Annotated in this window: 23 protein-coding genes; 17 read left to right on the top strand and 6 right to left on the bottom strand. The window is 68.0% G+C overall.

Annotated elements, in window-relative coordinates; translation table 11 throughout:
• Positions 1–4 precede the first annotated feature (4 nt).
• The 4 genes from ACMHYJ_RS13625 to ACMHYJ_RS13610 all read left to right on the top strand — a co-directional run bounded on the left by ACMHYJ_RS13625 (position 5) and on the right by ACMHYJ_RS13610 (position 5858).
• Positions 5–859: an endonuclease/exonuclease/phosphatase family protein gene (locus ACMHYJ_RS13625; protein WP_414246723.1), complete on the top strand. Its 855-nt coding sequence runs from the start codon at positions 5–7 to the stop codon at positions 857–859.
• Positions 860–1048: 189 nt separating this feature from the next.
• Complete coding sequence (gene rpoH, locus ACMHYJ_RS13620) at positions 1049–1954, top strand: RNA polymerase sigma factor RpoH (RefSeq protein WP_414246722.1); 906 nt, start codon at positions 1049–1051, stop codon at positions 1952–1954.
• 426 nt (positions 1955–2380) lie between these two features.
• Entirely contained in the window at positions 2381–3217 is an 837-nt protein-coding gene (locus ACMHYJ_RS13615) for a universal stress protein (protein WP_414246721.1), read from the top strand.
• Between the two features lie 70 nt (positions 3218–3287).
• Entirely contained in the window at positions 3288–5858 is a 2571-nt protein-coding gene (locus ACMHYJ_RS13610) for a cation:proton antiporter (protein WP_414246720.1), read from the top strand.
• A gap of 65 nt (positions 5859–5923) precedes the next feature.
• On the opposite strand, the gene ACMHYJ_RS13605 is transcribed toward ACMHYJ_RS13610, so the two are convergent.
• A complete protein-coding gene (locus tag ACMHYJ_RS13605) occupies positions 5924–6535 on the bottom strand; it encodes an SCO family protein (protein ID WP_414246719.1) in 612 nt (203 codons plus the stop codon).
• Positions 6536–6716: 181 nt separating this feature from the next.
• Here ACMHYJ_RS13605 and ACMHYJ_RS13600 point away from each other — a divergent pair, with 181 nt between their 5' ends.
• From ACMHYJ_RS13600 to ACMHYJ_RS13585, 4 genes are all read left to right on the top strand, one after another.
• On the top strand, positions 6717–7541 hold the full coding sequence (locus ACMHYJ_RS13600; RefSeq protein ID WP_414246718.1) for an NUDIX domain-containing protein: 825 nt from the start codon (positions 6717–6719) through the stop codon (positions 7539–7541).
• 61 nt (positions 7542–7602) lie between these two features.
• Positions 7603–8235: a PhaM family polyhydroxyalkanoate granule multifunctional regulatory protein gene (locus ACMHYJ_RS13595; RefSeq protein ID WP_414246717.1), complete on the top strand. Its 633-nt coding sequence runs from the start codon at positions 7603–7605 to the stop codon at positions 8233–8235.
• A 34-nt stretch (positions 8236–8269) separates the two neighbouring features.
• Positions 8270–9640: a bifunctional UDP-N-acetylglucosamine diphosphorylase/glucosamine-1-phosphate N-acetyltransferase GlmU gene (glmU, locus tag ACMHYJ_RS13590; protein ID WP_414246716.1), complete on the top strand. Its 1371-nt coding sequence runs from the start codon at positions 8270–8272 to the stop codon at positions 9638–9640.
• 10 nt (positions 9641–9650) lie between these two features.
• Positions 9651–10766, top strand: a complete 1116-nt coding sequence (locus ACMHYJ_RS13585) for a glycosyltransferase family 4 protein (protein ID WP_414246715.1) — start codon at positions 9651–9653, stop codon at positions 10764–10766.
• 83 nt (positions 10767–10849) lie between these two features.
• Here ACMHYJ_RS13585 and ACMHYJ_RS13580 read toward each other — a convergent pair whose 3' ends face one another.
• On the bottom strand, positions 10850–11371 hold the full coding sequence (locus ACMHYJ_RS13580; RefSeq protein ID WP_414246714.1) for a gamma carbonic anhydrase family protein: 522 nt from the start codon (positions 11369–11371) through the stop codon (positions 10850–10852).
• Between the two features lie 42 nt (positions 11372–11413).
• Between ACMHYJ_RS13580 and waaC the strand changes: the two genes are divergently transcribed.
• A complete protein-coding gene (gene waaC, locus ACMHYJ_RS13575; RefSeq protein WP_414246743.1) occupies positions 11414–12406 on the top strand; it encodes a lipopolysaccharide heptosyltransferase I in 993 nt (330 codons plus the stop codon).
• Positions 12403–13731, top strand: coding sequence for a 3-deoxy-D-manno-octulosonic acid transferase (locus tag ACMHYJ_RS13570; RefSeq protein ID WP_414246713.1), 1329 nt, complete (start codon positions 12403–12405; stop codon positions 13729–13731). The genes waaC and ACMHYJ_RS13570 overlap by 4 nt, the downstream gene beginning before the upstream one ends.
• 11 nt (positions 13732–13742) lie before the next feature.
• On the opposite strand, the gene galU is transcribed toward ACMHYJ_RS13570, so the two are convergent.
• From galU to ACMHYJ_RS13550, 4 genes are read right to left on the bottom strand one after another with little or no spacing between them, the layout of a single operon-like run.
• Positions 13743–14585 (bottom strand): UTP--glucose-1-phosphate uridylyltransferase GalU, encoded by an 843-nt coding sequence (gene galU, locus ACMHYJ_RS13565; RefSeq protein ID WP_414246712.1) that lies wholly within the window; start codon positions 14583–14585, stop codon positions 13743–13745.
• Positions 14582–14758 (bottom strand): hypothetical protein, encoded by a 177-nt coding sequence (locus tag ACMHYJ_RS13560; protein WP_414246711.1) that lies wholly within the window; start codon positions 14756–14758, stop codon positions 14582–14584. Before ACMHYJ_RS13560 ends, galU begins: the two co-directional genes overlap by 4 nt.
• Before the next feature lie 55 nt (positions 14759–14813).
• Positions 14814–15629, bottom strand: a complete 816-nt coding sequence (locus ACMHYJ_RS13555) for a type III pantothenate kinase (RefSeq protein WP_414246710.1) — start codon at positions 15627–15629, stop codon at positions 14814–14816.
• A complete protein-coding gene (locus ACMHYJ_RS13550; protein ID WP_414246709.1) occupies positions 15626–16507 on the bottom strand; it encodes a biotin--[acetyl-CoA-carboxylase] ligase in 882 nt (293 codons plus the stop codon). Before ACMHYJ_RS13550 ends, ACMHYJ_RS13555 begins: the two co-directional genes overlap by 4 nt.
• A 43-nt stretch (positions 16508–16550) precedes the next feature.
• Here ACMHYJ_RS13550 and ACMHYJ_RS13545 point away from each other — a divergent pair, with 43 nt between their 5' ends.
• The 7 genes from ACMHYJ_RS13545 (at position 16551) to ACMHYJ_RS13515 (ending at position 22051) form a co-directional block, all read left to right on the top strand.
• Positions 16551–17210 (top strand): alpha/beta hydrolase, encoded by a 660-nt coding sequence (locus ACMHYJ_RS13545; RefSeq protein ID WP_414246708.1) that lies wholly within the window; start codon positions 16551–16553, stop codon positions 17208–17210.
• Between the two features lie 42 nt (positions 17211–17252).
• Positions 17253–18488, top strand: a complete 1236-nt coding sequence (locus ACMHYJ_RS13540; protein WP_414246707.1) for a D-alanyl-D-alanine carboxypeptidase family protein — start codon at positions 17253–17255, stop codon at positions 18486–18488.
• Positions 18489–18495: 7 nt separating this feature from the next.
• Positions 18496–18771, top strand: coding sequence for a DUF493 family protein (locus ACMHYJ_RS13535; RefSeq protein ID WP_414246706.1), 276 nt, complete (start codon positions 18496–18498; stop codon positions 18769–18771).
• 11 nt (positions 18772–18782) lie between these two features.
• Positions 18783–19424 (top strand): lipoyl(octanoyl) transferase LipB, encoded by a 642-nt coding sequence (lipB, locus tag ACMHYJ_RS13530; RefSeq protein WP_414246742.1) that lies wholly within the window; start codon positions 18783–18785, stop codon positions 19422–19424.
• A 63-nt stretch (positions 19425–19487) separates the two neighbouring features.
• Positions 19488–20306 (top strand): formylglycine-generating enzyme family protein, encoded by an 819-nt coding sequence (locus tag ACMHYJ_RS13525; protein ID WP_414246705.1) that lies wholly within the window; start codon positions 19488–19490, stop codon positions 20304–20306.
• A 200-nt stretch (positions 20307–20506) separates the two neighbouring features.
• Entirely contained in the window at positions 20507–21601 is a 1095-nt protein-coding gene (nirK, locus tag ACMHYJ_RS13520; RefSeq protein ID WP_414246704.1) for a copper-containing nitrite reductase, read from the top strand.
• A gap of 132 nt (positions 21602–21733) precedes the next feature.
• Positions 21734–22051 (top strand): c-type cytochrome, encoded by a 318-nt coding sequence (locus ACMHYJ_RS13515; RefSeq protein WP_414246703.1) that lies wholly within the window; start codon positions 21734–21736, stop codon positions 22049–22051.
• The last annotated feature ends 17 nt before the right edge of the window (positions 22052–22068 follow it).

The following is a 22068-nucleotide window of genomic DNA, read 5'->3' as shown; positions in this document are numbered from 1 at the left end:
CGGCATGTCGGTCTTGCGGGTCGTCAGCTACAACATCCACAAGGGGCGCTCCGCCACCGGAGGACGGGAGTCGCTGGCGGATCTGCGCCTGGGCCTGTACGGCCTGCGGCCCGATCTCCTGTTCCTGCAGGAAGTCCAGGGCCGCAACCAGCGGCGCGGCAGCCTGGACGCCCAGCACGAATCGCTGGCGGCAGCCATGCACATGCATGCGGCCTATGGCTGCAACGCCGTGCACACCGCCACGGACCACGGGAACGCCCTGTTGTCGCGCTACCCCATCCTGTATTACGAAAATCAGGATATCTCCGACCACCGGCTGGAGCAGCGCGGCCTGCTGCATGGCGTGATCCAGGTCGAAGGCACGCCGGTGCACTGCCTGGTGGTGCATCTGGGCCTGCTGGCCGGCGGGCGTTCGCGTCAGGTCCATGCCCTGCTGGACCGTATCCGCCGGCTGGTGCCCGATCACGAACCCCTGCTGATCGCGGGCGACTTCAACGACTGGGCGAACCGCCTGGCCCCTTTGTTTGTCCAGCAGCTGGGCTTGGTCGAGGTCTTTGCCGCCGCGCCGCAGGGCACGGACGAAATCTACCGCTTGCGTCATCGCGTGGCCCAGCTGCGCCAGCGCATGTCCTGGCTGCGCGGCCAGCCGCAGGGGGCCACGCCGGCCTTGTCCATGACCGGGCTGGCGGCCCGCCTGACCCCGCCGCCGCGCACTTTTCCCTCGATGTTTCCCTGGTTGCGCCTGGACCGCATCTATCAGCGCGGCTTTGCCGTGCGCCGGGCGCGCGTGCTGCATGGCGCCCCCTGGAAACACCTGTCCGATCACGCCCCCCTGGTCGCCGAGCTGGAATTGCCCTGATTCCGCCTGCGGCCGTGGGCCGTCCCGTCTGGTTCGGGACGCGGCGGGCCGCCGGCCCTGGACTGTCGGCTGGCCAATGCGCCGCAAAGGAACTTTTTGCCGATACCGCCGTCTAACCTAGGTTGCCAAGAAATTAGCACTCTTGGTCTTAGAGTGCTAAGATAAGGCCATCATCAAGGACATTGCCCCATGAGCCACTCCTCGTCATCCCTGGCGCTGGCGCCGGCCCAGCTTGCGCAGGCCATCTCCAATCCGGGCGCCCTGGGTTCCATCGAAGCCTACATCAGCGCCGTCAACCGGCTTCCCCTGTTGAGCGCCGAAGAAGAAACCAGCCTTGGCCGCCGCCTGCGCGACGAGAACGACCTGTCCGCCGCCCGCGAACTCATTCTGTCGCACCTGCGGCTGGTGGTCTCCGTGGCCCGGCAGTACCTGGGCTACGGCCTGGCCCACGCCGATCTCATCCAGGAAGGCAATATCGGCCTGATGAAGGCCGTGCGCCGCTTCGATCCCGAGCGCGGCGTGCGTCTGGTCACCTTTGCCGTCCACTGGATACGCGCCGAAATCCACGAGTACGTCGTGCGCAACTGGCGTCTGGTCAAGATCGCCACCACCAAAGCCCAGCGCAAGCTGTTCTTCAATCTGCGCCGCATGCGGCCCGACGGCCATGCGCTGGCGCCCGACCAGGTCACGGACATCGCGCAGGCCCTGGATGTCCGCCCCGAAGACGTGGCCGAGATGGAAGTCCGCCTGTCCGGGGGCGACTGCGCCCTGGACGCCCCGGCCGACGACGAAGACCGCTTCGCGCCCATCGCCTGGCTGGCCGATGAGTCTCAGTCGCCGGATCAGGTGCTTGCCCGGCGTCGCATGGATACCCTCCAGACCGAAGGTCTGGCCCAGGCCCTGGATACGCTGGATGCGCGTTCGCAGCATATCGTCCAGTCCCGCTGGCTGACCGACGAGGGCGGCGCCACCTTGCATCAGCTGGCCGCCGAATACGGCATCTCGGCCGAACGCGTGCGCCAGATCGAAGCCGCCGCCCTCAAGAAACTGAAAACCGCCCTGGCCGAACGCCAGGCCGATTTCATCGAGGCCTGAGCGCCGGCATTGAATTTATTTGTTACATCATGGTTTTCGTGATGCTGAACTTTTCTTGATCAAGCCGGACTAACCGATCAATGGGTGGATATCCGGCTCCCTGGCCGCACCGCCCTGTCGTCCGCTTCATCTTCTCCTCTTCCCCTCCCTATCGAAGCGGATGTTCATGGGATACCTCCTCGGTATCCCGTTTTTTTTGTGCGCCCAGCATGAACTGACCCCATAAAGTTGGACGGTTAATGATTGGGGTGCAAGTTCCGCCCTCAGCTGATCACCGCGAATGAAGGCGGATCAAGCCTTGATCTGCGTCAAACCTGCTTTGTGATTGTGGTTATTGCGGCCTCCCGATTTCCGCCGCTTGCCGATATGATGGCAGTAGCTGGGCAAACCCTGCCTGGCCGGTGGGTAACTCACAGGAGGTTTTTCATGTTAGGTCGCATTGCTATCCATTTAAGCGATGATAAGGCGTGCGAACGCCGCATCGAGGCCGGCATCTTGCTGGCGAAGACGCATCAGGCCGAACTGGTCGGCGTGTATGCCCCGGGGGGGATCATTGGCCGCACCTACGAAGAAAGCATCATGCCGCCCGATGTCAGCAAGCTGCTGCGCAGCCGCTACGACGAAGACCGCGCCGCGGTTGAGCAGGCTTTTGCGGACAAGACCGCCGCCGCCGGCGTCCGGGCCGATTGGCGCGTGCCCAAGGGCGAGACCGATGCGGCGTTGAGCCTGCACAGCCGCTATTGCGACCTCATCATCATGAGCAAGGGCGGCCAGTCGGACAATTTTTCCGCTTTCATGCCCAATCTGCCCGAAGCCGTCATGATGGCGGCGGGGCGTCCCGTGCTGATGATCCCGAATTTCGGCGCTATCGAAACCATCGGGCAGCGGGTGCTGTATTGCTGGGACCAGCGCCGCGAAGCCGCGCGGGCGTTCAGCGATGCCGCGCCTTTGCTGCGCGAGGCCAGGGAACTCGCCGTGCTGGAAATCGACCGCGAGGCGGACACCTTGCAGTCGCAGGACCTCCGCGATGACGACTTCAGCCGTTATTGCGTCAGCCTGGGCTATCCAAAACCCAAAAGCCTGCGCAGAGGCAGCGAGGGCTTCGGGGTGGGCAACGTCATCCTGAACACCGCCACGGACCTGGCCAGCGACCTGATCGTCATGGGGGCCTATGGCCACAGCCGCATGCGCCAGTGGGTCATGGGCGGGGCATCGCGCACCCTGCTGTCTTCCATGACGGTGCCTGTGCTGCTGTCCAACTGAGCACCGCCAGCCAGCAACGATGCCGCCATTCTCATGGCATACTTGATGCACTGGAATCTTTCTCGTCATCATGAAAATCGGCCTTTTGGTGTTTGGCCTGGCTGGCTTGCTGGCCCTGATTTCCTTCATGCCGCCGTTGGCGGGGCGTTTGCGGCTGCCTTATTCCGTGCTGCTGGCCATCGCGGGCTTTGTCCTGGGGGTGGTCATCCATGTCCATGGCTGGGCGCCGGGGGTCGTGGGGGATTTCCTGGATTCCCTGCAGCACTTTGAAATCTCCTCCGAGACCTTCCTGTTCGTCTTTTTGCCGGTGTTGTTGTTCGAGACCGCGCTGGCCATGAATATCCGGCGCCTGCTGGACGACATCAGTCCGATCCTGGTGATGGCGATCGTCGCCGTGGTGGTGTGCACCCTGGCGGTGGGCTTCTCGCTGGCGGCGATTTCGCCCTATGGCCTGGTGGTCTGCCTGATGCTGGGCGCCATCGTGGCCACCACCGACCCGGTCGCCGTGGTGGGGATTTTCCGCGAGGTCGGGGCGCCCCGGCGTCTGACCACCCTGGTCGAGGGCGAGTCGCTGTTCAACGACGCGGCGTCGATCGCCTTGTATTCCGTGCTGCTGGGCGTGCTGTTCACCGGCGGCGAACCCTCCGCCCTCGAAGTCGCGCGCAGCTTTCTCATCAGCTTTCTGGGCGGCGGGCTGGCGGGCCTGGCGATGGGGCGTCTAGCGACCGCGCTGTTCGGCTGGCTGCGGGGCTGGCCCGCCGCCGAGGTCACCCTGACCGTCGCCCTGGCCTATCTGACCTTCTTCGTCGCCGAGCACTATCTGGGCGTATCCGGGGTGGTGGCGACGGTGATCGCGGGCCTGGTGGTGGGGTCCAGCGGGCGCACGCGCATGTCGCCCACCACCTTCGAGCAGCTGGAAGGCGCCTGGGCGCAGTTCGGCTTCTGGGCGAATTCGCTGATCTTCCTGTTCGCCGCCATGCTCATTCCGCGCATGATGGCCGAAATCACCTGGATGGAAGTCTTCCTGATCCTGGTGCTTTTCGTCGTGACCCTGGCCGCGCGGGCCGTGATCATCTACGGCCTGCTGCCCGTGCTGGGGCGGTTGCGGCTGTCCACCCGGGTCAGCCGCTCCTATCGCGCGGTGATGCTGCTGGGCGGGCTGCGGGGCGCAGTTTCCCTGGCGCTGGCGCTGGCGGTCACCGAACAGCACGCCGTCCCCCACGACGCCCGCCAGTTCATCGCCGTGGCCACCACCGGGTTCGTGTTGATGACCCTGTTCATCAATGGCCTGACGCTGCGGCCCCTGATTGCGCGTCTGGGCCTGAACCAGCTGTCGCCGGTGGACCGCATTCTGCGGGATCAGGCGCAGGTGGTGGAATTGGAATCCCTGCGCCTGCGCATCGCCGAGGTCGCCCACAACGAGCACGTCGGCCAGGAAGTCCTGGGCCGCCTGAATACGGTTTTCGATGCCAGCCAGGCCAGCGTGGATGCCAGCCAGGTGCACCAGCTGTCCATGGACGAACGTGTGGCCGTGGGCATGGGCATCCTGGCCGGGCGCGAGGAAGAAATGTTCTTTGCCGCCCTCAAGGCTCAGGTGGTCGACTGGCGCACCGCCGAATCGCTGCTGGCGCGCGCGGAGCGCCTGGGCGATGCCGTGCGGCAAGGCGGCATGGCGGGTTTCGAGGCGGGCATCGAAGCCGATCTGCGCTATGCCAAGGGCCTGCGCCTGGCCCTGCGGCTGCACCACCTGACCGGCCGCCCCTTTTGGCTGGGACGGGCCCTGGCCCAGCGCTTTACCAACCTGATGTCCAAATGGGCCGTGGCGCGCCGCCTGATCCAGTTTGCCCGCACCGACGTACAGCCCTTGCTGGGTGCCGAGGTCACCGATGCCATCATTGCCGCGCACCAGCGCCGTCTGGCCCTGCTGGACGGGGCCTTGCAGGCCATGGCCCTGCAATATCCCAGCTACGCCCAGCACATGCAGGCCTCCTACCTGGCGCGCATGGCGCGCTCGATGGAGCTGGCCCGCTATCGGGACATGCTGGCGCAAAACCTGATCAATGGGGAAACCTATGCCGATCTGGTCAAACAGGTGGAAACCCGCTGGGGGCCGCTGGAACAACAAAACGACCTGGATATTTCCCTGAGCGCGGCCGATCTGGTCAAGCGGGTCAGCCTGTTCGAGGGGCTGGACGACGCCATGATGGCCGCCATCAGCAAGGTGCTGAAGCCCCGCCTGGCCGTGCCGGGGCAGGAAATCCCCACTCGGGTCGGACGCAACAGCCGGGCCATGTATTTCGTGGCGTCCGGCGCCGTCGTCCTGGATTTGCCCGATGGCACGACCGCCGAACTGGGCAGCGGCCAGATTTTTGGCGAAATGGCCTTGGTGCTGCACCAGGATTTCCAGGCGCAGGCGCGTTCGCTGGGGTACAGCCGCCTGCTGATGCTGCACGAAAAAGATTTCAAGAAGCTGCTGGGCCGGTTTCCGGCGCTGAACGAAAAAATCGACGCCATCGTGCGCCAGCGCCTGCGGGCGGTGGAAGTCTGGCGGCAGTTTGAGTCCGGCGAGCGCCAGCACGAACCCCTGCCGGACCTGGGCGGCGCCCCGTCGGCCGGCAAGGACAATCCCGGGGCCGCTTGACCCGCCCAGTGCCTGGGCGCGGCCCGGTCGGCCGCCGGCGGCCGGACGCTTGGGCCGCGCTTATTTCATAGCAGCAACTGGATGTCGTGAGCCATGTCTTCCGGGGTCAGCGAGGGCCCCAGGAGGGCGCGGGCATTGCCGTCCTGGTCCATCAGGTAGAACGCCGCCGAGTGATTCATGGCGTATTGCTCGGGAGTGGGGCCGGGCTCTTTGGCGTAAAACGCCTTGAAGGAGCGGGCGGTTTTTTCCAGTTGCCCGGGGGTGCCGGTCAGGCCCACGAACGAGGGGTCGAAGGCGTGGACATAAGTGTTCAGGATTTCCGGGGTATCGCGGGCGGGATCGACGGAAATCATGATGACCTGGACGTCCCGGGCCTGCGGGCCCAGGAGTTCCAGCGCCTGGGCGGCCTGGGCCATGGCCGTGGGGCAGACGTCGGGGCATTGGGTATAGCCGAAGAAGATCAGCAGCACCTTGCCCTGGTAGTCGGCCAGGGTGCGCGCCTGGCCTTGGGTATCGACCATGGCCAAGTCGCGGCCCAGGCCGCTGCCGCTGATGTCGTTGCCTTCGAAGGGCAGGGGAGTGGCGGTGCTGGGCGAACAGCCCGCCAGCGCCAGGGACAGCGCCGCCAGGGCGCCCGCCAGCGCGGCGCGGCGCGGCGCGGAGAATGGAATGGACATGGCCTTACCTGAGAACAAGCGGAAGAATGAGCTGTGTGATCGGATAGTTTACCCGGGTTTACCCGGCCTGGGTCCCGGTCGCCGGGGCCGGCGACCCACCCCGGCGATCGGCCCCGGCAGCCGATTTCGCGGGTCGGTCCCGGGCCGCCGCAAAGGCGGCGGCATCCACTACAATACTTCGATGGACTCCACCGCTGCGGCATTTGCTCCCGATGAACTCACCGCCCGTCGCGCCCGCCTGGTCAAGCGGGCGCAGCAGCTGCCGCCTTCGGGGGCCCGTCCGGTCACGGTGTCCGGCCGGGTGGCGGGCTGGGTCGCCCCCGCTGTCCTGGATGCCATTGCGCATCACCCCGGTGTCCGCCTCGAACCCGAAGCCGCCCATCTGGCACCCGTTCCCGCCCGGCGCCTGGGAATGGATGCCGTCCTGAAGGAAATCGCCCTCCTCCTGCGCGATTGCGGCCACATCCGCAGCTGGCGCGACGAACTCCTGGACGTTTTTGCCGAAGGCCGCGTGCTGGGGCGCATCGAGCGCGGGGCTGTGCGTCCCCTGGGCCTGCTGACCCATGCCGTGCACCTGAACGCCTGGGCGCCCGATGGCCGCCTGTGGGTGGCCCGCCGGGCCCTGGGGAAATCCACCGACCCCGGCCTGTGGGACACGCTGTCCGGGGGGCTGGTCTCCGCCGGCGAAGACCCGGCTTCCGCGCTGCTGCGCGAATCCCACGAAGAAGCCGGCCTGGCCCCGGTCGAGCTCTCCGCCCATGGCCCTTTGCGCACGGTGCTGCGCATGCACCGGCGCCTGCCCGATGGCTATCAGGTCGAAACCGTGCATGTGAGCGATTGCGTGCTGGATGCCGCAGCGGCGCCCGCCAGCCTGGATGGCGAAGTCATGGAATTCCGTTGCGTCGAGATGCGCGCTTTGCGCGATATGCTTCTGCATGGGGCCTTCACACTGGAAGCCGAACTCTGTATTCTGGATTCATTGCAGCGCCGCCTGCCTGCCGTTTAGGCAGCGGCTTTATTCAGCAGCGCTTGACGCCGGCCCGGATGCCGGCACAGGAGACCACCTCATGGCACAAGACAAAACCAATCCCTTTGTGTTGCCCGGCTTTGGCCAGGCCGGCGATGCGGCGGGCAATCCCCTGCTGGCGGGCCTGGACATGATGCGCCAGGCTTGGCAGACCCTGGCCGGCGGCGGCCCCCTGGACGCGCCGGCCATGCCGACGCTGTCCGCCGAAGACCTGGACCGCCGCATCCGCGAACTGCAGACGGTGCAGAACTGGCTGCAGCTGAACGCCACCATGCTGGCCAGCACGATCCAGGGGCTGGAAATCCAGCGCAGCACCCTGCAGACGCTGCAGTCCTTTGCGGGGGGCGGTTTCCCCGGGATGGCGGCCGCGCCGGGCCCGGCTGCCGCCCAGCCCGCGCAGGCCGCCGCGGCGGCCAAGGATTCCGGCCAGGCCTACGCCCAGGCGGCCAGCGACTGGTGGAATCTGGTGCAGCAGCAGTTCAACCAACTGCGCGACGCCACGGCGGCCAGCTTCGAGCAGGTGACGGAAGCCGCCCAGCAAGCCGCCCAGCAGCAGGCCGCCGAACCGGCCCCGGAAGCCGCCGGCGCGGCCAAGCCCGCCGCCCGCAAGCCCAGGGCGGCGAAACCGGCCGCCGCCAAGCCCGCCGCCAGTTCCAAAAAACGTGGCGCCTGATTTCCCGATTTCCGATTCCCACAGTACGCGATTTATGCTGAACATCATCATCCTGGCCGCCGGCCAGGGCAAGCGCATGCAGTCCGATTTGCCCAAGGTCCTGCATCCCATCGCCGGGCGCGCCATGCTGGGCCATGTCCTGGATGCCGCCCAGGCCCTGTCGCCGGACCGCATCGTGGTCGTGGTGGGCCACGGGGCGGATCAGGTCCAGGCCGCGTTTGCGGATGGCCAGCTGGCCTTCGCCCTGCAGCAGCCGCAGCAGGGCACGGGCCATGCCGTGATGCAGGCCCTGCCCCACTTGCTGGAAGCCCAGGACGCGGGCGACACCACCCTGGTGCTGTATGGCGACGTGCCCTTGGTGCAGGCCGATACCTTGCGGGCCCTGTTGCAGGCCCGGGGGGCGGGCCTGGCCCTGCTCACCGAAACCCTGGACGATCCCGGCGGCTATGGACGGATCGTGCGCGACGCCCAGGGCCGGGTGCGGCGCATCGTCGAGCACAAAGACGCCAGCGCGGCCGAACGCGCCATCTGCGAGGTCAATACCGGCATTCTGGCGGCGCCCACCGCCGCCTTGCGCCAGTGGCTGGGGCAGATCGACAACCGCAACGCCCAGGGCGAATACTATCTCACCGACATCGTCGGCCTGGCCGTGCGCGACGGCGTGCCGGTGGCGCATGCGCAGCCCGCCGCCCACTGGGAAACCCTGGGGGTCAACAGCCGGGTGCAGCAGGCCCAGCTCGAACGCATCTGGCAGGCCGAACAGGCGCGCCGCCTGCTGGACCAGGGGGTGACCCTGGCCGATCCCGCCCGCTTCGATCTGCGCGGTGCTTTGCGCTGCGGGCGCGATGTGTTCATCGACGTCGGCTGCGTCTTCGAAGGCGATGTGCAGCTGGACGACGGCGTGCGCATCGGGCCGCATTGCGTGGTGCGCGCCGCGCGCATCGGCGCCGGGGCCGTGCTGGATGCCTATACCCATGTCGATGGCGCCCTGGTGGGGGCCGCCGCGCGCATCGGCCCTTATGCCCGGCTGCGGCCCGGGGCCGACATCGGCCCGGAGGCCCATGTCGGCAACTTCGTCGAACTCAAGAAAACCCGCCTGGGGCGCGGCTCCAAGGCGAACCACCTGGCTTACCTAGGCGACGCCCAGATCGGCGACCGGGTCAATGTGGGGGCGGGCACCATCACCTGCAACTACGATGGGGTCAATAAATTCCAGACCGTCATCGAGGACGACGCCTTCATCGGGTCGGATTCCCAGCTGGTGGCCCCGGTGCGCGTGGGCCAGGGCGCTACCCTGGGGGCGGGCACGACACTGACCCGCGATGCTCCGGCGGGCCAGCTGACGCTGTCGCGGCCCCGGCAGCAGACCGTGGCGGGCTGGACGCGGCCGGTGCGCAAGGGCTGACGCCCGCGCCATGCGCGTGCTGCACATCAATCTTGAAAAAGGCTGGCGCGGGGGCGAACGCCAGACCCTGCTGCTCTTGCAGGGCCTGCGGGCGGCGGGCCACGCCGTGACGCTGGCCGCCCGCGCCGGCGCGCCGCTGGCCCAGCGCGCCCGGGACGCGGATATCCCGGTGCTGGACTGCCGGGGCGGCGCGGCCTTGGCGCGCCTGCTGCTGGCGCGGCGCGGCGCCGACGATCTCATCCACGCGCACACCGCCCAGGCCATGAGCCTGTTGGCGCTGTTGCGCCCCGTCCTGCCGGCTGCGCTGGTGTTTACGCGGCGCACCGCGTTCGACAAGCCCGGCCGCGCCCGGCGCCAGCGCTGGAAATGGTCGCGGGCGGATGCCCTGGTGGCCATCAGCCAGGCGGCGGCGGCCGGCCCCCGGGCCCTGGGGCTGGCGGTCGCCGTCATCCCCAGCGCCGTGCAGCCCTGGGCGGCCGACCCGGAGCGGGCCCAGGCCCTGCGCCATCGGCTGGGCCTGGCCGCGCCGGCGGTGGGCGCCTTGCCGCCCACCCGGGGTGGCCAAGCCGGTGCCGCGCCGCGCCCGCCGGTATTGCTGACGACGGCGGCCCTGAGTCCCGAAAAAGATCCCTTGACGCTGGTCCGTGCCGTGCAGATCCTGCAGGCCGATTTCCCGGGGCTGATCTGCCTGCACTGCGGCGCGGATGGCGCAGCGGCTTCGGCCGTCCGGGCCGAGATCCAGGCCCTGGGCTTGCAAGACCGGGTGCTATTGCAGGGGTTCCAGGCCCGGGTGGGGGATTATTTTGCCCTGGCCGACCTTTATGTCAGCAGTTCCCTGGCCGAAGCCCTGGGCACCAGCGTGCTGGACGCCTGCCTGGCGGGCTTGCCGGTAGTGGCCACCGCCGTGGGCGGGCACCCGGAAATCCTGGCCCCGGATCGTGGCTTGCTGGTGCCGGCGGGCGATCCCCGGGCCTTGGCCCGGCGCATCGCCTGGCTGTTGCGCCACCCCCGGGCGGCGCAGGCCATGGCGCGGCGCGCCCAGGCCCATGTGGCGCAGCAGTATTCGGTCCCGGCCATGGTGGCGGCCTACGTCCGCTTGTACGCGGCCTGCCTGGCGCGGCGCTGAACCCGCCCGCCGCATCGCGCAGCCGGGCAGCGGCGCGATGCGGGCCTGGGCAAGGCACGCAGACCCCGGCCGCCCCATGCGGCTCAGAGGGCGCGCAGCGCGGTTTTGTAGCGGGCCGCCCGCGCGGCGTAGTCCTGGGCGCTGTGCTGCAACTGGGCGACTTCTTCGTCCGATAGCGTGCGCACGACCTTGGCCGGCGCCCCCAGGATCAGGGAGCGGTCCGGGAACGCCTTGCCTTCGGTGACCAGCGCCCCCGCCCCCACCAGACAGTGACGGCCGATGACCGCCCCGTTGAGCACCACGGCCTGGATGCCGATGAGCGACCCGTCCTGGACGGTGCAGCCGTGCAGCATGGCCTGGTGGCCCACCGTGACCTGCTTGCCGATGGTCAGCGGCTTGCCGGCATCGACGTGCAGGACCGCGCCTTCCTGGATATTGGACTGTTCGCCGACGACAATGGGTTCGTTGTCGGCGCGGATGACCGCCCCCGGCCAGACGCTGGCGCCCGCCTGCAGGGTGGCCGCGCCGATGAGGGTGGCTTCCGGGGCGATGTAGGCGCTCGGGTCGATTTGCGGGGTCTGGTCCCCCAGGGCATAACAGGTCATTCGGGTCTCCGGCTTCGAGTATTGGACGCCTATAATCGCATGATGATGACACGTATCCTAATCGTTCGCACGTCCTCGCTGGGGGATCTGGTGCATATGCTGCCGGCGATCACCGATATCGCCCGGCACGTCGCGGGCGCGCAGATCGACTGGATCGCCGAAGAATCCTTTGCCGAGATTCCCGCCTGGCATCCGGCCGTTCACCAGGTCATCCCCGTGGCGCACCGGCGCTGGCGCAAGCACTGGTGGGACGCCCGGACGCGCCAGGAACGCGCCGCCTTGCGCCAGCGGCTGGCCGAACGCCGCTACGATGTCGTCCTGGATATGCAGGCCCTGCTGAAATCCGTCTGGCTGGTGCGCCAGGCGCGGGGCCGCCGTCATGGGCTGGACTGGAAATCCGCCCGCGAACCCCTGGCGTCCCTGTTCTACGACGTGCGTCATCGGGTGGAATTCTGGCAGCCCGCCATCATCCGTCAGCGCACGCTGGCCGCCGCCGCCTTTGGCTACGCCGTCCAGGGGCCGCCCGATTTCGGCCTGCAGGCCATCACGGCGGATGTCCAGGTCCAGCCGGTGGCGCTCATCATGCCCTCGGCCAGCCGCGACGACAAGCTCTGGCCGGAAGACCACTGGCGGCAGGTGTTCGACCACCTCCAGGCGCGGGGGCTGGGCCTGCGCCTGCTGGCGGGCAATGCGGCCGAGCAGGATCGGGCGCGGCACTTGATCCAGGGGCGCAGCCAGGCCGAGGTCCTGCCCCGGCTGGGCTTGCGCCAGGTGGCCGGGCATTTGGCGCAGGCTCGCCTGATGGTCGGTCTGGACAGCGGCCTGACGCACCTCAGCGCCGGGCTGGGGCGGCCCACCATCGGCATCTACAAGGCTTCCACGCCCGTGCGCACGCCCCTGCAGGGCCCCGCCTATACCGCCAGCCTGGGCGAACGCGGCCAGGCGCCCGATGCCGGGCAGGTGATGGCGGCCATCGACGCCGCCCTGGACAGCGCGCGCGATCCCGTGGCGCCCGCTGTTCCGGCAGCCTCATGACCCGCTGGCTGTATACCGTTTTGCTGCGGCTGCTGTCGCCCGCATTGCTGGCCTGGATGGGACTGCGGGCCCGGCGCGCCGGCGGCCGATGGGACGTCCTCGGGGCCGAGCGCTTCGGCGTCTACCCCGCGTCCGCGCCGCCCCGGGCGGGCGCGGTCTGGGTGCATGCCGTCAGTCTGGGCGAAACCCGCGCCGCCCACCCGCTGATCCGGGCCTTGCTGGCGCAGGGTCATCGGGTGCTGCTGACCCATTTGACCGCTTCCGGGCGGGCCGAGGGGCGGCGGGCGTATGCCGATGAAATCAGCCGGGGCCTCGTGCGCCAGGTCTGGCTGCCCTACGATTTCCCCGGGGCCGTGCGGCGCTTCCTGCGCCATGAGCAGCCCGTCGTCGGGGTGCTGATCGAACGCGAGTTGTGGCCGAATCTGGTGCGGGGCGCCCGGCGGGCCGGCGTGCCCCTGGTTCTGGCCAGCGCCCGCCTGTCGCCGGCCTCTTTGCAAGGCAATCTGCGTCTGGGCGGGTTGATGCGCCAGACGTATGCGGGCTTGACGCGGGTCTATGCCCAGACGCCGGCCGATGCGCGACGTCTGCAGCGGTTGGGTGCCCCCCAGGTCAGCGTCTCGGGCAATTTCAAGTTCGATCTGCCGCTGGATGCGCACAGAATCAGCCTGGGGCGCGAGTTCGCAGTCCGCCTGGGGCGGCCCGTGGTGGCCATCGCCAGTACCCGGGAGGGCGAGGACGACGCTTTCATCCGCGCCGTGCAGCATCGCCTGGCGGCGGCGTCCCCGGCCCGCCTGCCGGGCCCGCCGGTGCTGTTCCTGCTGATCCCGCGCCATCCCCAGCGCTTCGAGCAGGCCGCCGCGCAGCTGGCCGCCGCCGGGCTGCCCTATGTGCGCCGGTCGCAGTTGCTGGCCCTGGGGGATGGCGGCAGCTCGGCCCTGGCGGCGTGCCGGGGGATGGCGGTGCTGCTGGGGGATACCCTGGGCGAAATGCCCTGGTATTACGCCTGCAGCCAGGTGGCCATCGTGGGCGGCAGCTTTGCGCACCTGGGCGGACAGAACTTCATCGAGGCCAGCGCCCTGGGTCGCCCGGTAATCGTCGGTCCGCACGTGGCCAATTTCCAGCAGGCGGTGGCCGACGCCCTGGACGCGGGGGCGCTGGTGCAGGCGCGGGACGCCGATCAGGCGGTGCGCCAGGCTTTGGATTGGCTGGACGACCCGGCGGCCCTGTCCCGGGTGGGCGAGGCGGGGCGCCACTGGGTGGGCCGGCACCAGGGCGCGGTCGTCCGGGTGCTGGACGGCATCCAGGCGCTGTTGCGGAAAGACTGAGCCGCGGCGGCTTATCCGGGGATGTGCAGGCCGTGGTATTTCTGGCCCAGCGCGATGGTGGCCTGGAAGAACCCTTCTTTGCTGCCGCAGTCGTAGCGTTCGCCCTGGTAGCGGTGGGCAATGACGGCGTGCTGCGTCAGCATGGCGGAAATCGCGTCGGTCAGCTGGATTTCATGGCCGACCCCGGCCTGGGTCTGGCGCAGGAAATCGAAGATTTCGGGTTCCAGCACGTAGCGCCCGACGACGGCCTGGTTGGACGGCGCATCCTGCGGGGCCGGTTTCTCGATAATGCGATTGACGCGCGTGTTGCGCGCGTCGATGGGGTCGCCGGCCACCATGCCGTATTTGTGCGAATCCCGGGGGTCGATTTCCTGGATGGCCAGCACGCTGCCATTGTGTTGGTGGGCCGCGTCGACCAGTTGCCGGGTCACGGAAGTGCCGGCGTCCAGCAGGTCGTCGGCCAGCAGCACCGCAAACGGCTCGTTGCCCACGATCGGGGCGGCGCACAATACCGCGTGGCCCAGGCCCAGCACCTGGGGCTGGCGCGTATAGATGCAGTGCACGTGGGCGGGCAGGACGTTGCGGACGCAGTCCAGCAGGGCCTGCTTGCCTTTGGCCTGCAGCTCGGCCTCCAGTTCGGGGGCGCGGTCGAAGTGATCCTCGATGGCGCGCTTGTGCCGGCCCGTGATGAAGATCAGTTCGGTGATCCCGGCGTCCAGGGCTTCTTCGACGGCGTATTGGATCAGCGGCTTGTCGACGATGGGCAGCATTTCCTTGGGCATGGCCTTGGTGGCCGGCAGAAAGCGGGTGCCCAGACCGGCCACGGGGAAGACGGCTTTGCGGATTGGTTTCATCGCGTGGTGAATTCGGGAGGAAGGGGCTGGCCGGGAACCAGGGTTTGCTGACTGCGCTGCGACAGCGGGCGGGGCGTGCGGCCGTCTTCGGCGGGCGGCGGGCCGAAGAAACCCTGGCCATAGGCCAGCAGGGCCAGGTTGGCAATGACGGCAAGGGTCAGCAGAAATCGCATGATGGGTTCGGGGCGCCGATGGGGAAGCAAGGGGCAGTATATCAATTGGGCTGAGTCAATTGGGCTGGGCGGCCAGGCTGGCCAGGCCGTCCAGCACCGGGCTGTCCAGGGTCTGGATGGCCTGGGCGGGCAGCCGCAGGGCGTGTCGAGCCTGATCCAGCCCGGACTGCACAGCGGGGCGCAGGGCGGGCCAACCCCCGCCGCAGGCGAAGACCCAGGGCGTCCGGCCGCCGGCGCGCCGCCGCAGGCGCTGCCACTGGTGCAGCAGGGCCCCCGCCTGGGCGGCGGCGATGCCGCTGGCGATGGCGTCTTGGGTGGTGCATGGGAAGTCCGTCCATTGGCCCTCGGCCAGGGGCAGTTGCGCCGTGCCGCGCGCCAGGCTCTGGGCCATCAGGGAAGGCCCCGGCAGGATCAGCCCGCCGATGAAGCCGGGCAGCTCATGGCCCGCCGCCGGCACCAGGGCGTCCAGGGTGGTGGCGGTGCCGAAACTGGCCAGCAGGGCGGGGTGGCCCCGGCGCCAGGCCGGGATCGCCCGCAGGTGGGTCAACAGCCCCAGCAGGCCCAGCCAGCGGTCGGCCCCCATGCGGCCGGGGTCGGTATATGCCGACTGCAGGCGATCCCGGCCATCCAGGGGCGTGCACCAGCGCACGGTCAGCCCCCAGGCGTCCCGGCAGGCCTGCTGGATGCGTTGGGCGGCCTCGGGGCCGGCGACATTGGAGGCCAGAATCCGGCTGGGCGGTGCGGGCGGCAGGCCGGCCAGGGCGTCCAGCCGGGCGTAATCCAGCGTCCGGGCCGTTGTGCGCGCTGCAGCGCCGGCCGCCAGCCAGGCGATTTTCACGCGTGTGTTGCCCGCATCGAGCAGCAGCATCATTGGTGCAGGCGCACGGAAATCTCGCCGACCGAGGCAGCCTGGAGCCCTCGGTCGTTGCGCAGCAGCAACTGGCCGGCGGCGTCGATGCCACAGGCCACCCCCGTGTGGCGCAGCCTGCCGTTGTCGATGACGTCGACGACTTGGCCGGCCAGGCCGTCGACCTGGGCATAGCGGGTGGGCAGATCGGCGAAGCCGTGGGCGGTGACGTCGTTCAGGGCTTGATACCAGGCCCGCGCGGCGCTGGCGACCAGGTCGCAGGCCCGGGTGCGGGCCGCCACGGGATCCTGGGCGGCGATGCCGGCCCAGTCGGCCACGCGGCGGTTGAGCGACTGGGACAGGGCGCGCGCATCGAGCAGGTTGAGCCCCATGCCGATGATGATCAAATGGTGGTCGGCCACTTGCGCCATCCCGGCGCGGGTGGATTCGATCAGGATGCCGGCCAGCTTGGCCTGATCCCATTGCAGGTCGTTGGGCCATTTCATGTTCAGGCGCGACTGGTGCTGGTCGGCCAGGTGCCGGCGCAGGGCTTGCGTGGCGACCATGCCGACCAGCGGGGCCAGGGTGGGCAACTGGCGCGCCGGCAGGAAGACGTCGAAGGCACAGGAAAACATCAGGTTGGCGCCGACGCGGTTTTGCCAGGTGCGCCCGGCCCGGCCCCGGCCCTGGGCCTGGAGATGGGCGCCTTGCAGCCAGGGACGGGCGGTCTGTCCGGGGTCGTCGACGGACCAGCGCGCGCGGTTGATGAGATCACCGTTCGTGGAGTTGGTCTCGGCCACCCAGGCCACTTGGCGAAACTGGGGTAGGGCGGCTTGCAATGCCGAGGTCATATCGGCGGGGTCGGGAAGCACGGTGCCGCTGCCGGAGTCGGGGCCTGTCATGTGAGTAGAATAGGGGGTGGAAATCTGATTGGGAATCTGGCGCATGAGCTTACTGACCAAACAATCCTCTTTCCAGGGTTTGTCTGGATTGCTTGAATATACCGTGGACTACCCCGACCAGTCACCTGTTGGCTGGGCCTTGGTGTTGCACCCTCATCCGCTGCATGGCGGCACCCGGGACAACAAGATCGTCACCACGGTGGCGCGCACCTGCGTGCAACGTGGTCTGATGGCGATCCGGCCCAATTTCAGGGGGGTCGGGGCATCGGAAGGCGAATTCGACCACGCCGTGGGCGAAACGGCCGACATGCAGGCCTGCGTCCAGCATGTTCTAGGGGCCTGGCCGCAGCTGGCCCGGGCGCCCTGGGTGCTGGCGGGCTTTTCCTTCGGTTCGGCGGTGGCCGCCCAGCTGTATGCCGAACTGTCCGACCACGACCTGCCCCTGCCCGCCCAGCTGATGCTGATCGGCTGCGCCGTCGAGCGTTTTCGCTACCGCCCTCTGACCATGCCCGCTCATACGCTGATGATCCATGGCGAGGCCGATGAAGTCGTGCCGCTGTCCGAAGGCATGGATTTTGCCCGCGCCCACCAGCTGCCCATGACGGTCGTCCCGGACGCAGGGCATTTTTTCCACGGAAAGTTACTGGTGTTACGTCAGATCGTGCTGTCGCAGCTGGCTGGGCTGCCGACGGCCTGCCTATAATGGGCGCTACGCCTGTTTCAATCCCCTCATACGACGACGCCCATGCGCTTTACCTTGCCCAAGTTTTCCCGTTTCCGCCTCGCCCCCTTGGCGCTGGGCCTGGCCTTGATGGTTCCTGGCGCGGTCTGGTCGGCCGATGCGCCGGCCCAGCCGGCCGCCCAGGCCGCCGAAACAGCCGCGCCGGCCGCCCCGGTGGGGGTCAGCGCGTTCTCCACGATTCCGGCCCCCGCCCTGGCCGCCAAGGCTTGGCTGACCCTGGACGCCACCAGCGGGCAGATCATTGCCGCGCAAAATCCCGAGATGCCCGTCGAGCCCGCCTCGCTGACCAAGATCATGTCGGCCTACGTGATTTTCCAGGCCCTGGAAAACGGCCGCCTGCAGCTGGATCAGAAGGTTCGCGTATCCGAAAAAGCCTGGAAAACCGAAGGCTCGCGCATGTTCATCGACCCCAACACCGAGGTCTCGGTGGACGAACTGCTGCAGGGCATGCTGGTGCAGTCCGGCAATGACGCCACGGTGGCCCTGGCGGAGGCCGTCGCGGGCAGCGAATCCGCCTTTGCCGCGCTGATGAACCAGCAGGCCAAGGCGCTGGGCATGGCCAACACCCATTTCGTCAATTCCACCGGCCTGCCCGATCCCGACCACACCACCACGGTCGAAGACCTTGCCGTGCTGTCGCGCGCGCTGGTTCAGCGCTTTCCCCAGTACCGGCACTACGACAGCCAAAAAGAATTCACCTATAACAAGATCAAGCAAAGCAACCGTAATCGCCTGTTGTGGGCGGATGAAACCGTCGATGGCCTGAAGACCGGGCACACCCAGTCCGCCGGCTATTGCCTGGTCGCCACGGCCTTGCGCGATGGCCGCCGCGTGGTGTCGGTCATCGTCGGCGCCAACAGCGATGCCGCCCGCACCGAAAGCAGCCTCAAGCTGCTCAACTGGAGCTTCAAGAATTTCGACACCCTCAAGCTTCTGGACAAGGACACGCCCGCCGTGGCGGCGCGCGTCTGGGAAGGCGAGGCCGATACGGTCAATCTGGGGGTTGAGCACCCCCTGTGGGTGACGGTGCCGCGCGGGCAAGCCGAGCACATCAAGACCGAGGCCCGCTACACCCAGCCGCTGATGGCTCCCCTGACCGAAGGCGACAAGGCCGGCACGCTGTTGGTGTCGCTGGACGGCAAGCCCCTGAAGGACGCCCCTTTGCGGGTGATGCAGTCCGTGCCCGAGGCCGGCTTCTTCGGTCGCCTGGTGGACAAGGTTCGCCTGATGTTCGAATAGGCGCGGCATGCCGGAAATCCCCCCCGAAGACTCCCTGATCCAGTATCCCTGCGACTTTCCCATCAAGGTAATGGGGAAGTCGCACGATGCCTTCCTGCCCGCCATGGCCGAGATCGTCCGGTGTTTCGACCCCGGCTTCGACCCGGCCTCGATCGAGGTGCGCCCCAGCCGCAGCGGCAACTACCTGGGGCTGACGCTCACCGTCCGGGTCGAGTCGCGCGCGCAGCTGGATGCGCTGTATCGCGCCCTGCACGGGCACGACCTGGTCTCCGTCGTGCTGTAAAGCCGGCCATGTTGTTGCGTCATCTGGATCGCCCCGCGCCGTATCTGCCGGTGTGGCAGGCCATGCAGGACTTCACCGAGCGGCGCCAGCCCGACACCCCGGACGAACTGTGGCTGGTCGAGCACGCGCCGGTCTATACGCTGGGCCAGGCGGGCCTGGAATTGCACATTCTCAATCCGCACGGCATTCCCGTGGTGCACTGCAACCGGGGCGGGCAGGTGACCTATCACGGGCCGGGCCAGGTCGTGCTGTACACCCTGGTCGATCTGCGCCGCAAGGGCGTCTTCGTGCGCGACTTTGTGGCGCTGCTCGAACGCGCCGTGCTGGCCGTGCTGGCGGACTTCGGCGTGTCCCAGGCGTGCCGCAAGCCCGGGGCCCCGGGCATCTATGTGCCGCAATCGGCCTTGCTTCAACCTCAGGGCGACGCCCTGGCCAAGATCGCCGCCCTGGGGATCAAAGTCCGTCGCGGCTGCGCCTACCATGGGGTGGCCCTGAACGTGGCCATGGATCTGACGCCTTTTGCCGGGATCAACCCCTGCGGCTATGCCGGCTTGCAGACGGTCGACCTGCGCGCCTGCGGCGTGCGGGCCGAGGTGGCCGCTGTTGGTGACGGCCTAGCCCGGCATTTCATGGCGGCCTGGCAGGCTGTTTGATACGCCTCAATACGGGTAAACCCGGTTCGGCGTTCAATAGAAGCCTCTTTGCGAGGTGCCGCCATGTCCGCTGTCCGATCCCTGTTCCGTTTCTCCCGCCTGGGCGCCGCGCTGCTGGCGGTTTCGTGCGCGGCGGCCTGGGCCGCCGCGGGGGCGGATCGGCCCCGGGTCGAGGTGGTGGCCATCCCCGCCGGGGTCTTCAGCTACCAGGCGGCGGGCGAGTTCCTGGATCAGGGCCGTCCGGTGGATGCGCCCCGGGTTCAGGGCCGGGTGCCCGACGGCCGGGTCATGATGCGGCGCCAGGTCAGCCAGGCGGAATACGCGCAGTGCGTCCAGGCGGGGGCCTGCAAACGGCTGGACAAGGGTTTCCGGCACCTGGCGTCGCCGGATTTGCCGGCCGTGGGGGTGAGCTGGGCGGATGCCACGGCGTATGCCGCCTGGCTGTCGCGGGAAACCGGGCAGCGTTGGCGGCTGCCGGACTACACCGAATGGGTGCGGGCGGCGGCCGACCGCTACCGCGAGGAAGGGGCGCTGCCTTCCGATCCCGACAACCCCGCCGTGCGCTGGCTGGCCGAATACGACCGTGAAATCGTGCGCCGCCGGGGCCGCGTCAAGCCCGCCCAGCCCTTTGGCCATTTCGGTCTGAATACGCTGGGCATGAGCGACATGGGCGGCAATGTCTGGGAATGGACCAACACCTGCTTCGCCAGCCACAGCGTGGGCGCGCTGCCCCTGGCCCCCAGGGAAAACTGCGGTGTGCGCATCCTGGCGGGCGCGCACGTCGCCGCGATGCCGGACTTCATCCGCGACCCGCGCAATGGGGCGTGCTCCATCGGCCTGCCGCCGGCCAATCTGGGGTTTCGCCTGGTGCGCGACGCATAGGCGCGTTGCGCATGGCCGCCCGCCGGGCGGCATCGGCCCGCGCCAGGCCGCAGGACGCCCTTTTGTTTGCGCCACATCAAGTCTTTGCAAAGACATCTGAATCTGGGCTGAACGCGTTTGATCTAGCGCAACCAGGGTTAACCCCAGGCATGACAAGATGGAATCGTCGAAGAAAACGACGTAACCAAAGGGAGTTATCTATGAAGGCATTTCGTTTGTGTCTGGCTGCTTCGGCGCTGGCGTCCTTGTTGGCTGGTGGCGTGGCGGTGGCCGACCCCGCCGACCAGCTGGAGCACATCCGCCCCGTGCTGGTTGCGCCGCCTCATGTGATGGAACACGAACAGGCCACCACGGCCAAGCCGCGTGTCGTCGAATTCACCATGACGATCGAAGAAAAACAAATCGTCATCGACGAGGAAAACGGCACCACGCTGCAGGCCATGACCTTCAACGGCACGATGCCCGGCCCCACCATGGTGGTGCACGAAGGCGACTATGTGCAGCTGACCCTGATCAATCCCACGTCCAATACGTTGGAACACAATATCGACTTCCATGCCTCGACCGGGGCGCTGGGCGGCGGCGGCCTGACCGTCATCAAACCGGGCGAGCAGACCGTGCTGCGCTTCAAGGCCGACCGCACCGGGGCCTTCGTCTATCACTGCGCCCCCGAGGGCATGGTGCCCTGGCACGTAGTCTCGGGCATGAGCGGCACCCTGGTGGTGCTGCCGCGCGAAGGCTTGACCGATGGCCATGGCAAGAAGCTGGCCTACGACAAGATGTACACCATCGGTGAATTCGATCTCTACATCCCCAAGGACGAAGACGGCAACTTCAAATCCTACGACACGCCGCTGGAAAGCTACGGCGATACGGTGGAGGTGATGCGCGGCCTGGTGCCCTCGCACGTGGTGTTCAACGGCAAGGTCGGCGCCCTGACGGGCGAAGGCGCTTTGCCCGCGAAGGTGGGTGAAACCGTCGTGTTTGTCCACTCGTCGGCCAACCGCGACACGCGCCCCCACCTTATTGGCGGCCATGGGGATTATGTCTGGGATGGCGGCAAGTTCGCCAATGCGCCGCTGAAGAACCTGGAAACCTGGTTCATCCCGGGCGGCGCGGCCGGCGTGGCCATGTACACCTTCAAACAGCCCGGTGTGTATGCCTATGTGAACCACAACCTGATCGAGGCCTTTGAACTGGGCGCCGCGGGCCACGTCAAGGTGGACGGCAAGTGGGACAACGACCTGATGAAGCAGGTGCAGGCCCCGGGCCCCATCCCGGCCGCCAAGCAGTAGCCCGGCCAGGGCGGCGTCCGATGGCTTGCGGCCCCGGGCGCCGCCGCAAGGGCTGTTTTTGATCGAACCGCCGGCCGATTGGCCGACCCAGGGCGCCTGGACAAAAGCAAGACGCCCCTACCGGAGGAAACCATGTTGAAAACCCTGAGTATTGCCGCCCTGAGCCTGGCGCTGGCCCCGGCCCTGTCGATGGCCAGCGATGCCGGCACCTTGAAGCAAGGTGAAAAACTGTACAAGTCGTCGTGCGTGGCCTGCCACAGCACCGGGGCGGCCAATGCCCCGAAGCTCGGCAATAAAAAGGCCTGGGATCCGATCATCGCCCGCGGCATGGACGAGATGATGTCGGTGGCCACCAACGGCAAAGGCGCCATGCCCGCGCGGGGCGGCACCAAGGCCGACGACGCCGCTTTGCGCGCAGCCGTGGAATACATGGTCAGCCGCGTCAAGTAAAGTTAAGTTGAGTTAAG

Origin of the sequence: Castellaniella hirudinis (assembly GCF_047468865.1) — a bacterium.
GTDB classification, from domain to species: domain Bacteria; phylum Pseudomonadota; class Gammaproteobacteria; order Burkholderiales; family Burkholderiaceae_B; genus Castellaniella; species Castellaniella hirudinis_A.
This window is presented reverse-complemented; position numbering and strand designations above follow the sequence as displayed.